11 protein-coding genes are annotated in these 11,762 nt (G+C 47.0%); 6 read left to right on the forward strand and 5 right to left on the reverse strand.

What is annotated here, in order from left to right; translation table 11 throughout:
- Positions 1 to 132: 132 nt before the first annotated feature.
- From QFZ80_RS34910 to QFZ80_RS34925, 4 genes are all read right to left on the reverse strand, one after another.
- Positions 133 to 873 carry a DUF421 domain-containing protein gene (locus QFZ80_RS34910; RefSeq protein WP_307550706.1) on the reverse strand — a complete coding sequence of 247 codons (741 nt, stop codon included), beginning with the start codon at positions 871 to 873 and terminating at the stop codon, positions 133 to 135.
- A 114-nt stretch (positions 874 to 987) separates the two neighbouring features.
- Positions 988 to 1,842: an SDR family oxidoreductase gene (locus QFZ80_RS34915; RefSeq protein WP_307550704.1), complete on the reverse strand. Its 855-nt coding sequence runs from the start codon at positions 1,840 to 1,842 to the stop codon at positions 988 to 990.
- Between the two features lie 422 nt (positions 1,843 to 2,264).
- Positions 2,265 to 2,765, reverse strand: a complete 501-nt coding sequence (locus QFZ80_RS34920; RefSeq protein WP_307550703.1) for a DinB family protein — start codon at positions 2,763 to 2,765, stop codon at positions 2,265 to 2,267.
- A 154-nt stretch (positions 2,766 to 2,919) separates the two neighbouring features.
- Complete coding sequence (locus QFZ80_RS34925) at positions 2,920 to 3,864, reverse strand: helix-turn-helix transcriptional regulator (protein WP_307550701.1); 945 nt, start codon at positions 3,862 to 3,864, stop codon at positions 2,920 to 2,922.
- A 179-nt stretch (positions 3,865 to 4,043) separates the two neighbouring features.
- On the opposite strand from QFZ80_RS34925, the gene QFZ80_RS34930 reads away from it, so the two are divergent.
- Entirely contained in the window at positions 4,044 to 4,859 is an 816-nt protein-coding gene (locus QFZ80_RS34930; protein ID WP_307550699.1) for a hypothetical protein, read from the forward strand.
- A gap of 75 nt (positions 4,860 to 4,934) precedes the next feature.
- On the opposite strand, the gene QFZ80_RS34935 is transcribed toward QFZ80_RS34930, so the two are convergent.
- On the reverse strand, positions 4,935 to 6,164 hold the full coding sequence (locus QFZ80_RS34935; RefSeq protein WP_307550697.1) for an aminopeptidase: 1,230 nt from the start codon (positions 6,162 to 6,164) through the stop codon (positions 4,935 to 4,937).
- 84 nt (positions 6,165 to 6,248) lie between these two features.
- Here QFZ80_RS34935 and QFZ80_RS34940 point away from each other — a divergent pair, with 84 nt between their 5' ends.
- From QFZ80_RS34940 to QFZ80_RS34960, 5 genes are all read left to right on the forward strand, one after another.
- The gene (locus QFZ80_RS34940; RefSeq protein WP_307550695.1) at positions 6,249 to 7,913 is read left to right on the forward strand and encodes a glutamine--tRNA ligase/YqeY domain fusion protein; all 1,665 of its coding nucleotides are present in this window, start codon (positions 6,249 to 6,251) and stop codon (positions 7,911 to 7,913) included.
- A 108-nt stretch (positions 7,914 to 8,021) separates the two neighbouring features.
- Positions 8,022 to 8,462 (forward strand): SRPBCC family protein, encoded by a 441-nt coding sequence (locus QFZ80_RS34945; protein WP_307550692.1) that lies wholly within the window; start codon positions 8,022 to 8,024, stop codon positions 8,460 to 8,462.
- A 203-nt stretch (positions 8,463 to 8,665) separates the two neighbouring features.
- A complete protein-coding gene (locus QFZ80_RS34950) occupies positions 8,666 to 9,370 on the forward strand; it encodes a response regulator transcription factor (protein WP_307563302.1) in 705 nt (234 codons plus the stop codon).
- A complete protein-coding gene (locus tag QFZ80_RS34955) occupies positions 9,364 to 10,776 on the forward strand; it encodes a sensor histidine kinase (protein WP_307550686.1) in 1,413 nt (470 codons plus the stop codon). The genes QFZ80_RS34950 and QFZ80_RS34955 overlap by 7 nt, the downstream gene beginning before the upstream one ends.
- A 67-nt stretch (positions 10,777 to 10,843) precedes the next feature.
- Positions 10,844 to 11,578, forward strand: a complete 735-nt coding sequence (locus QFZ80_RS34960; RefSeq protein ID WP_307550685.1) for a hypothetical protein — start codon at positions 10,844 to 10,846, stop codon at positions 11,576 to 11,578.
- The last annotated feature ends 184 nt before the right edge of the window (positions 11,579 to 11,762 follow it).

Below are 11,762 nucleotides of genomic sequence, written 5' to 3' on the forward strand. Positions count from 1 at the left end.
AAGCCAAAAAGACGAACAGAGGCTGTCAGGACAGCGTTTGCTCGTCTTTTTTACCACATAAGAAAGTATAATTTTCGGTACCCGAAAACCGCTTTCTTATTGGCGATAAAACCTACATCTAAACGCGGTCGCTCATCTTTGATTGGCCTCGATAGAGGTTTTCTCATTGGTATCTAAATTGGTATATACACGTATTTGATCTTGATCATCTATGGTAGCTAGGTCAACATCCTTCATATCGAGATGTATTGCCTGAATCTGAGCTTCCAGCCATGCGTGGTCTTTTCCCAGCTGAGCAAGCAATTTATCATCGCTGGAACCTTCAACAATAATCGGCTTCACGAGAGAGAACGACGATGTTGGTATGTTCATATCTTTTGCGGTGACAGGTTGATACTGAGGCTCGAGGAACACGGAAATGATTCCTCCTGGCTCCCACAGCGAAAGTGCGACTTTGGTTATATCCTCAATCTGCTGCTTGCGTAGTTCAGAGAATAGGTGATCAACGGAAATTTTGGCTTTGCGCAGATTTTTCATTTGAATCTGTCCATTTTTAATTAACCTAAGAGGTGGCGGGTCTAAATAATGCTTAAGGAATTTCCACTTTAGACTAAGCCAGGAGGTTGTCAGATATAGGACTATGAGTACAATCGTGGTGATCATGGAGCCAGTTAATGCTAATTTCTCGTCCGAGAGCGGGTGGGCAATAATATTTCCTAGAATGAGAGCAATTATGAAATCCAGAAAACGCAATTGGGAGATGGAGCGCTGCCCCAAAGCTTTGGCCGCAATTAATAAGAAGAGATAGCCTACCACAGCGCGCAATATCCACTGGATCGTGGTTAGAGATTCTTGGCTATGAAAGAAGTCCAATTCACGTCACACTCCGAAAATGAGGGTAAATGCTCGTATAATGTTTCCTTGTTTTCCAATTTTTATCCATGCTGGATGGTAAGACTGAAGGGATTCTTGAGGGGATTCCAATGCCTACTCTTTTGTTGGTGTTAATCCTACTTGGCGTTCGCTCCAAGTCCAAAACTGACGAGCTAGCTCCTCGTCTTGGGCTCTGGCTGAGACAGGCGCGATCTTCCGCCTGTAGTAGTACTCGCCGCTGACCGTTCGTACATCCGGGCTCGTGGCCAAATACACCGCCGTCTCGGCGCCTTGCGCCGGCGTCAAGAAGAATGGCCGCAGCATCGCATGCACGGCCTTGCCAAACCCGGTGCCGCGATCGACACCGAAGTTCGTGCTGACGGCCCCGGGGTGCAGGGAGTTGGCCGTGACGGAAGTGCCTGCGAGCCGCTTCGCCAGCTCGCGGGTAAACAGGATATTCACCAGCTTCGACTGGGCGTATCCGCTCCAGACACGATACCCTCGGGTGAGGTGAGGGTTGGTTAAATCAATGCGCCCGATTTTATGGGCGCCGGAGGAGACGTTCACGACCCGCCCCTGCGGGGAGCTGACGATAGCGTCCAGCAGCAGGTTGGTCAGCAGGAAGTGGCCGAGATGGTTGATACCCATCATCGCCTCGAAGCCGTCTGCTGTAGTCTGCCGCTTCACGGTGATGACCCCCGCGTTGTTCACAAGCACATCCAGCACACTGTGCTTGGCATGGAATTCCGCGGCGAAGGAACGGATGCTCGCAAGGGAGCCGAGGTCGCACAGCATAAGCTCGATGCGCTCCGAGCCGCTCTGCTTCCGCGCCTCGATCAGTGCCTGCTCGCCTCTTTGGCGGTTGCGGCATAGCATGATGACATTGGCGCCTTGGCTGGCTAGCGCCACGGTGGTAGCCAGGCCCATTCCTGAGTTAGCGCCCGTTACGATAACCCTTTGATTTTGCATCGGTTCGCCTCCTTTTTTTGGAATAGCTCATAGCGTATGCCTTGTATTGTTTGAGGGGTTATCATTAAATTCTGTTGTAACAAATACAGTGGTATCCGAGAGAGAGGAAGCTGCAGGAGCTTCTGTTGTAAAGTATACAATGGAATTCACTGTTTATTGAGTAAAATTGGCGTTTAAGGAAATTCCCATCGAATGACGTTCAAAATATATACAATCCCTAAAAAGCCAAAAAGAGCACACGGATGTGCTCTTTCATCTTTTTCGAGCTGTTTCGAGTTCTTCCAAGCTCTTTCATTCTCTTTCAAGTTCTTTCAAGTTCTTTCAAGTTCTTTCGAGTTCTTCCAAGCTCTTTCATGTTCTTTCATGCTATTCCACTGACTAGCTCGTTCTCAACGACTTCATAACTATTGATCTACTAAAAATCACACCAACGGCTGCATGCCGCGCTCCAACCAGTCCTCGCGAGTCGGACCGTAAATGTCCGGGACTCGAAGTCCGGCTTGACGCATCAAGACGATCATTTCACCACGATGGTGAATTTCATGCGAAATAAGCATACGCAGCGTTAGGCCATTGGGCCACAGTTCGCCATACATATCGGTGCTTTCAGCGAGTTTAGCATCCGTCCACTGGGCCTGGATAGCTTCGGCTAGCCCGGCTGAGGAGGAGCGGTAGGTGTCGGCAATTGTCTTGGCGGATGCTGGCGCGTGTTCTTCGCCTTCGGGAGCATCGAATGTAAGACCAGTACGTGAGATCATTTCGTGAATGGTAGTGGCGATATGCCAACCCAATTGTCCTAGAGAGCGGAAGTCGGGCGCAATTTGCTGTTTAAGTGAAGCATCTGTCAAAGTGTCCATTACGCGCTGGGTAGCTTTTGCTTCATTGTTCCATTCATTTACAAAATCTTCGATTGTTCTAAACATGGGTGAGCCTCCTTAGAGTTTTTCGCCAGAAAAACTGACGTCGTAAGCATAAGCTTGCGTTTTTCGCCAGAAAAACCGGCATAGTAAGCATTCATAAATTGGTTTCGCCTACTTCATAACCTCATTATAGACAACCACCACTGACAACGTCCTGTCAGTGTTCATTTGCATAGAGTTGAACAATTTTTTCAGCTTTATCTTTGATGATGGCTGCAATATGGACCGGCTCGAGAATACGCAGGCTGGGACCATAGCTAAGAAGCATGCCATGCAGCCATGGTTCATCCGGTTGAGTGGCGGTAATCATCAAAGAGCCGTCAGCTTGAACGATAATTTGCTCAGGACGGAAATAATCCTCTACTTGAGCGCGAACGTTCGGCTGCGCATGCAGCACGAGTTTAATGAGCGAGGAGGGGTCTCTTTTGCCCCAGGTATGATCTAGCTGTTCTAAGGTTCCTTCTTTACGTTCAAAGGTTCTCTGAAGCACTTCAATCTCTTTCATACGAGATAATCGGAAGACGCGAAAATCTTGACGCAGCAGGCAGTAGCCGTACAGATACCAGCCAAAGCCTTTGACCACAATGCCCATAGGTTCTACAGTTCGCACAGACTGCTCACTTTGGGAAGTAATATATTGAAAGGAAATCAGCTTGGATTCCTTAATTGAAGTGCGCAGGGTACTCAGCTTCTCTTTGTCCTGATTGCTGCCACGCCAAGGATTCATATCTATAATAAGTTGATTGTTTAGGTTAGCGACGGTGTTTTGTTCCGATTTCGCCACGAGAGCACCGACTTTATCAAGAAGGTTGCTGATCTCTTGGTCGCCGACGGTAGAGCGGATTCCTTTAAGGCCTACAATAATAGATTGGAGTTCATCAAGGGACAGAAATTGGCGATCCAGCCGATATTGGTCCATAATTTCGTAGCCACCGCTCATCCCTGCATAAGAAACGACAGGAACGCCAGCTTGGTTAATGGCCTCAACGTCTCGGTAAACCGTACGTAAAGACACTTCAAAACGCTCCGAAAGCTCTTTAGCGCTAATTCTTCTTCGATTGAGAAGCAGCATGGTAATGGCAAGCAGACGATCAATTTTCAAGAAAAGCACCTCATCGATTCATATATGTTAACTTTAACATTCGATTTCAGAGAAAGAATTCCCTTTGTGGAGTTCCGCATACCCGATGGAAAATTTTGAAATAATAAGCCGAATTCAAATCTCAAAGCGGAGAGACTTTGAGCTACGCTCAAAGATCCCTATATTAGGAGTCGGATTACATGTTTAGAAAATACGTTAAAATCGTCCTACACACAGCAGTAATTAGTTTGCTATTGAGCAGCACATCCGTATGGAGAGGTGGACCCGTGTCCGCTGAAGAGTTACCGCCAACACCGCCGCCACAAACTGCACAGCAAGGCGAACTTATACAAACGCGTGAAATTGATGTCACTGGTGAAGGCAAACCAGATACGGTATCCCTGATAGGGATGAAGTCGGATAATAGCAGCCCGTACTATGATAAGCTATTTATTACCGTTGTAGGACCGGTTCAGACCCAAGTGGTCATCCCGCTTGAAGGTGGATATAACCCCCAGATGGATTTTTGTGACTTTATTCAGGACAAGCTGCCTCAAATATATGTATCCGCCGAAACAGGGGGCAGTGGGGGGCTATCCTACTACTATATTTACTCTCTGAAAAATAATGTTCCGACTGCGATCCCGCTGCCTAGTCCCCTTCGTGTAAAGGCTACCTTTAAGAAAAACTATGTGGTACAGCTGAAACTAGAAGAGACAGGGAAGTCATTCAAAATTGATCTCAAAGACCGCAAGGACGATTATGATAAATTCGGTGTGTACAAAAATGGCATGGTAGTTAAGCCCATTATTGTGAATGTCAATGATTATGGCGCTCTGAAGCCGATGGATGTAGATCGGGATGGGTACTGTGAGCTGAGGGGTATTCAGCGAATCACAGGTATTGCGAATGCAGATACACTTGGATACGCCCTCTCCGTTTGGAAATGGAAAAAGGGAAAATGGATTTTAAAGGACTCCTCGATTGTCAAAACGCTGCCTGGCAAGTTACGTTAAAAAAAGACCGCCATCTCACGGAGAATATTGTTCCATGTTGTGGCGGTCTTTTTATTAAGTCCTGCGGTGCCGTTCTTATGCCCAGTTTCCTTTGCGGAACAAAGGTTCGCGGCTTCCATCTGCCAGAATGCCATCGATCTCCATGTCAGCTGCGCCGATCATGAAGTCAACGTGGATTAAGCTTTTATTGTAACCATTCTGGGTTAACTCCTCAGGGCTCATCGTCGTTCCGCCTTCAATCGTGAACGGATATGAATTACCGAGGGCTACGTGACAGGAAGCATTTTCGTCGAATAAGGTGTTGAAGTAAATGAGTCCTGACTGTGAAATGGGGGAGTCATAAGGCACAAGTGCCACTTCACCCAAGTAACGAGCGCCCTCATCCATGTCCAGCATCTTATTCAGCACTTCTTGACCCACCTCAGCGGTCGCTTCAACAACTCGGCCATTCTCGAATTTCAGGCTGAAGCCATTGATTAGGGAACCTTGATAGCTGAGAGGCAAGGTGCTGCGAACGGTTCCGTTCGTGCCATTTCGTGCAGGCATCGTAAATACCTCTTCGGTTGGGATGTTCGGCACGAAGAAAATACCTCGTTCTGACTCGCTCCCTGCAGCGACCCATTGATGCTTAGGGGCTAGCTCTATGTATAAATCTGTACCAGGAGCTTTGAAATGCAGCTGCTTGTACTTTTTGTTGTTCAGCAGGTTCTGCTTGTCTGTCAGCGTTTCGATATGCTGTTTCCAAGCGGCAACAGGATCTTCTTTATCCACGCGAGTTAGTTTGAAAATTTGCTCCCACAGCTTGTTGATGCGCTCGGTTTCGCTCAAATCCGGGAATACCTTAGCCGACCATTCCGCTGTTGGGAAGGAGACCATCAGCCAGTTCACCTGATTGCTGCGCAAATATTTCAGGAACCCTTCACGCGCAGTAGCCGTAGTTTTGCTAGAGATGGCGACCCGCTCAGGGTCTACATCTTTAAGCAAATCGGAGTTAGGCGCGTAGATTTGGAGGAAGGCTGCACCGTCCTTCGCCATCTCCTCTAGGCCGCTTGCTCGCCACATGGGGTACTCGCGAAGCGTGGATTCCGGAGCGTGCTTGAGGCGCAGCGCCTTCACTTCATCGTCGTCCCAGTCGATGACGACATCTTTGGCGCCAGCGTCGTAAGCCTTTTTCGTTAGCTTGCGCACGAAGTCAGCACAGGCGATCGGAGTCATGATGACGACAGTTTGGTCTTTTTGTACGTTTAATCCTACACGAATCGCAAGCTCTGCATATTTATCTAAATAATGTTCGAATGTCTCCATGTCGCTGGCTCCTTTATATTTTAGTAAGATTTAGTGTATGATAGAAAATAAAACTTTAACCCGTGGGAGAAAGGCTGGGCGAATATGGAAACGAAGAGTACAACGATAAGCACTCCATCCAATTTCATTAAGAACATTGTAAACGAAGATCTGAAATCAGGCAAAGTCAGTCAGGTCATTACCCGATTTCCCCCGGAGCCGAACGGTTACCTTCATATAGGACATGCGAAGTCGATCTGTCTTAATTTTGAGCTTGCGGATGAATTCAAAGGGTTAACGAACCTTCGCTTCGATGATACGAATCCGGTTAAGGAAGATACAGAATATGTAGAATCTATTAAAGCCGATGTGGCATGGCTTGGTTTTCAGTGGGATGGCTTGTTCTTTGCATCGGATTATTTCGAGGAAATGTACAACCGCGCACTGGTACTGATACGCAAAGGTTTGGCGTATGTGGATAACCAAACAGCAGACGAAATCCGCGAAACCCGCGGGACGCTTACACAGCCGGGTACGAACAGTCCTTACCGCGAACGCAGTATCGAAGAGAATCTCGACTTGTTTGAACGTATGCGTGCCGGAGAATTTAAAGATGGAGAGCGTGTTCTTCGTGCTAAGATCGATATGTCTTCGCCGAACATCAACCTGCGCGATCCAATCATTTACCGTGTCGTGCATGCCCATCACCATAATACGGGAGATGCTTGGTGCATTTATCCGATGTACGCTTTCGCACATCCACTGGAAGATGCCATCGAAGGTGTTACGCATTCCATCTGTACGCTCGAGTTCGAAGACCAACGCCCGTTCTACGATTGGGTTATTCGCGAGTGTGAGATGCCGAATGTGCCTAGACAGTATGAATTTGCACGCCTCAACCTAACGAATACGGTGATGAGTAAAAGAAAGCTGAAACAGCTTGTCGACGAGAAAGCCGTTGACGGTTGGGACGATCCGCGGATGCCTACCATCTCCGGTCTGCGCCGCAGAGGCTTTACGGCTGAATCCATTCGCAATTTCTCTCGCGAAATCGGCGTAGCTCGCAGCTATAGCGTTGTCGATGCGAAGATGCTGGATCATTTTATCCGTGAGGATTTGAAGTTGAAGGCGATGCGTACGATGGGTGTTCTGAATCCGCTCAAAGTCGTGATCACGAACTACCCTGAGGATCAAGTCGAAATGCTGGATATGGAGAACAACGCAGAGAATCCGGATATGGGCAATCGCCAAATTCCGTTCTCCCGCGAGATCTACATCGAGCAAGACGATTTCATGGAAAATCCGCCAAACAAATATTTCCGGTTATTTCCCGGCAACGAAGTGCGGTTGAAGAACGCCTACTTCATCAAGTGCAATGATTTCATCAAAGATGAGAACGGCAAAGTGGTTGAACTGCACTGCACCTATGACGTGGAAACGAAAAGCGGCAGCGGCTTTACCGGTCGTAAAGTCAAAGGAACGATTCACTGGGTGGATGCAAAGAGTGCTGTACCTGCGGAGTTCCGCCTGTATGAGCCGTTGATTCTCGATAACCAAGAGAACGAGGATGCTTCGTTCTTGGAGAACTTGAATCCGAACTCGCTGCAAATTGTGCAAGGTTTCGTGGAAGATAATATGAAGCAAGCGCAGCCGCATGATAAGTTCCAATTTTTCCGCCACGGCTATTTCAACGTAGATCCGAAACATACCACAAGCGACAAACTGGTGTTTAACCTGATTGTCTCGTTGAAAAGCTCGTTTGAAGTGTAAGCAATATTAATTAGGGGGTCACAGGGGTGACTCCCTTTTTTGCATACAGATTCCAGAAGGTGGACAAACTTTTTCCATAATAGATAGGATGAGAGATGGGGCATTTCTATGCAATTAACGTTTACACAGGACATCAAAGCTCCAATTGAAAAAGTGTTTGTATGTGTGGATGAGGAAGAGAAGCAAAAGCTTTGGATGGAGGGGCTAGTTGGTACGGAATATATAGGGAAATATGATCCAAACCAGCCTGTAGGAACCAAGTTTAAGCAGAAAATCAAAGAAGGCGGCCGGGTGCAGGAGTATGATGGTGAAGTGACAGCTTATGAAAAACCGAAACTGCTTGGGGTGAAGCTTTTCAATAAGATGTTTAGTGTTGACGTACGTTACCGTTTTACGGAGATCAGCGGGGGAACGCGGATGCAGTATGATTGTGAGCTTACCTTTCATCACTGGATCGCGCGGCTGATGGGGTCGCTGTTCGGATGGTTCACGAAAAGGATTTTTAGGAAGCAGATGCAGGCATTTAAATCGTTGGCTGAAAGCTTGTAAGTTATTTCGATTGAGTTGAAAAAAACGGTAGACCCGATTATTCCTTGCTGCAATTGGCTAGGGAAGGATCGGGTTCTTTTTGTGCTAGGAGATTCTCGTTTAATGCTTTTTGGTAAATATTCCTGTACTATTTGATTGAAGAGACGAAAACAGGTCTCATAAACGAAATCATATAGAAAGCAGCTTCTTAAGGAGAGTGCCGCGTGACAACCGTATTGGTGGTAGATGATGATCTAAATATTTGCCGGATTACGAAGTTGTATTTGGAGAAAAATGGCTATATGGTAATAACCGCAAATGACGGTGAACAGGCGCTAACCCAGTTCGATGAGCTGAACCCAGACTTCATTGTACTTGATATTATGATGCCAAAACGCGATGGCTGGGAGGTCTGCCAGAAAATTCGTGCGAAGAGTGATGTTCCCATTCTCATGCTGACGGCAAGAGGTCACGTGGATGAGCGAATTGAAGGTTTGCAGATGGGCGCCGATGATTATTTAGTGAAGCCCTTTGACCCGAATGAACTGGTTGCTCGTGTGACCACGATTCTCCGCAGGACGCTGCTCCGCACAGAAGCTGCTGCGCCTGCTCATCTATATGAAGTGGGCAGCTTGCGAGTGGATAGTCTGTCCCATGACGTGACTGTAGAAGGGCAGTTCGTTGCCTTGCCCAAGAAAGAGTATGAGCTGCTGCTGTTTTTCGTACGAAACCCGAATCAAGTATTTACCCGGGAGGACCTGATCGCCAAGATATGGGGTTGGGATTTCGAGGGCGAAGACCGCGTCGTGGATTTATATATTAAACGTTTGAGACAAAAGCTTTCTGTTTTGACGAATAGGAAAGAGGACTGGAGCATCCGTACCGTATGGGGTGTCGGGTATAAGTTTGAGGGTCCTGGTGCATGCTGAACTCCTTTTACCGTAAGCTGTTATTTATCTATATTTCTATAACGGTTGTGTCCATTCTTGCCATTTCAGGAACCATTGGCTATACGATGAAACAGAAAACCTATGAACGCAGCGAGAAGCTCCTGCTAGAAAAGGTGGAGCAAGTGGATGAACTGGCCAAGGACTTGTTCGATAACTCAACACAGCTGAAGGATTTCCGTAAGCAGATTAGCGCCATTGAGAAAACGTCGAACGTTCGCGTTGCCGTTATCAAGCATCCAAGAGCAAATCTGGATAAGATTCAGTCGGTAGGCGAGGCCCCAGCACGTAAGGAATGGGTGGATAAAGTGCTGTCGGGTAATCAAGTGACGGTGCGTAGCAATTTTGCTCAAAATAGTACGGTGAAAATGCTCATTGTCGGGCGACCTGTCATGCAGGAGAACCGCATCATTGGCGGGATTTTCTTATACACGCCAATTATCAATATTCAAGGGACTATCAATGGCATTAATCGAGCGATATTCATATCTGCCTTAACGGTTGCGTTACTAGCGATTGCTATCCTGTACTTCGTTTCCAGACATTTCATGAAGCCGATTCAGCTCATGAGTAAAACCGCAGAGGCTTTGGCCCTGGGAGATTTCAGCGGAAGGGTGCCAGTCAGAGGTAAGGACGAAATCGCCTCGCTGTCAGGATCTCTGAATCGTATGGCCGGTAAATTGCAGAAGGTAGAAGAGGGGCGTAAGCGATTTCTATCCGAAATTTCGCATGAACTGCGGACGCCGTTGACCACAATTCGAGCTTCCCTGCAAGGGATAACGGATGGCGTTGTTGAGCCTGAGGATGCGAAGGAATTCATCCAAGTATCTCTTCAGGAGACCCTTCGACTAAGCCATTTGGTTGATGATTTGATGGAGCTGTCATCTTTTGAGGAGAAGCAGGTCAAATTAAACCTCCAGGATGTCGATGTACCTGACTTAATAGGGCTGGTGGTTACCCAACTCAAGATGAAAGCCAAAGCAAAGCAGATCGAGTTGAGTTCGGAGGCGGAGGGGCCTTACTTGGTTTATGCGGATGCAGACCGATTGAGGCAAGTTTTTATCAATTTGCTGGATAATGCCATTAACCATATTCCCGAAGGATCTAGTGCAGGTATAAGGGTGAAAGTGGTCAAAAATGAACGCTGGATCGAAGTGTGGGATAACGGTCCAGGAATCGCACCTGAGAAACTGCCGCATCTATTTGATCGTTTCTATAAAGCGGACGAAAGTCGCAACCGTTCCGGCGCAGGCCTCGGTTTGACAATCAGTAAACATATCATTGAAGCTCATGGTGGTTCGATTCGAGTGGAATCTCAACTTCAAAGGGGTACGGTATTTAAAATATTTTTGCAGTCGCCTAAGCTTCGCCGCATGACAAACTTATGACATAACTATTCGGTAAGATAGGTTTGTAAGGTAAACATAACCATAAACGAATCGAGGAGCGATACTTATGTTGAAAAAATTAACAGGCCTTGCGTTGGTAGGCGCGATTGTATTGTCTGTTCCGGTGGCGGTTTTTGCCGAGAACATACAGGAGGCTGCTGCAGCACCAACAAGCAAGTCCACTAAACCAGTTAAGCAGCTGCTTCAGGATAAAGCGCAAATTTTCGGTATATCAACAGATGGCAAAACGAGTGAGCAGATCAAAGCTGAGCTTAAAGCTTTAAGTGCAGCCAAACACACGGAGCAACTGAACAAAGCGGCAGCGAAGCTGGGCATAAGCACAGACGGCAAAACAGCGGAACAGCTTAAAGCTGATATTCAAGCTGCTGTTCAGGTGAAGCTGAAAGAGAAGGCAGTTAAGCTAGGTGTTAGTGCGGATGGGAAAACGAATAAAGAGCTGAGAACAGCGCTTAAGGCAGCCGTTTTACCGAAACTGCAGGAAAAAGCGGCTAATCTTGGTGTTATTACTGATGGAAAAACAAATAAAGAGATTAGAACCGAGCTGCAAGCGGCAGCTTTATCAAAACTGCAAGAGAAAGCAACAGAAGCGGGTGTCACAACGGAAGGCAAGACAGCCAAAGAAATACGCGCTGCTTTAAAGGTGAGTAAAGAGGGCAAAAAGGCAGAAGCAGTGAATAAAAAAGCCGCTAAATTAGGCATCTCCACGGAAGGTAAGACATCCGAGCAGGTATTGGCTGAAATAGAAAGCACATTGAAAGCGAAATGGGAGAAGCAGGCGTAGAAGTAGGGTGGGAGAGTGTAGGAGAAGTACGGGAGAAGTGCAGGAGAAGTGCAGGAATACAGGGGAAGTAATAAAGAAGTGCAGAAGAAGTACTGAAGTAGTACCGAAGAAGTACAAAAGAAGTACAAAAGAAGTACAAAAGAAGTACAGAAGAAATACAGAAGAAATACAGAAGAAGTAGAGA

Source organism: Paenibacillus sp. V4I7 (assembly GCF_030817275.1).
In the GTDB taxonomy this organism is placed as follows: Bacteria; Bacillota; Bacilli; order Paenibacillales; family NBRC-103111; genus Paenibacillus_E.

Excerpts from the sequence above, each read along its gene's own strand:
- QFZ80_RS34915 (WP_307550704.1), bottom strand. The coding sequence starts at position 1,842 with ATGCAAAATCAAAGGGTTATCGTAACGGGCGCTAACTCAGGAATGGGC.
- QFZ80_RS34920 (WP_307550703.1), bottom strand. The coding sequence starts at position 2,765 with ATGTTTAGAACAATCGAAGATTTTGTAAATGAATGGAACAATGAAGCA.
- QFZ80_RS34930 (WP_307550699.1), top strand. The coding sequence starts at position 4,044 with ATGTTTAGAAAATACGTTAAAATCGTCCTACACACAGCAGTAATTAGT.
- QFZ80_RS34935 (WP_307550697.1), bottom strand. The coding sequence starts at position 6,164 with ATGGAGACATTCGAACATTATTTAGATAAATATGCAGAGCTTGCGATT.
- QFZ80_RS34940 (WP_307550695.1), top strand. The coding sequence starts at position 6,249 with ATGGAAACGAAGAGTACAACGATAAGCACTCCATCCAATTTCATTAAG.
- QFZ80_RS34945 (WP_307550692.1), top strand. The coding sequence starts at position 8,022 with ATGCAATTAACGTTTACACAGGACATCAAAGCTCCAATTGAAAAAGTG.
- QFZ80_RS34955 (WP_307550686.1), top strand. The coding sequence starts at position 9,364 with ATGCTGAACTCCTTTTACCGTAAGCTGTTATTTATCTATATTTCTATA.
- QFZ80_RS34960 (WP_307550685.1), top strand. The coding sequence starts at position 10,844 with ATGTTGAAAAAATTAACAGGCCTTGCGTTGGTAGGCGCGATTGTATTG.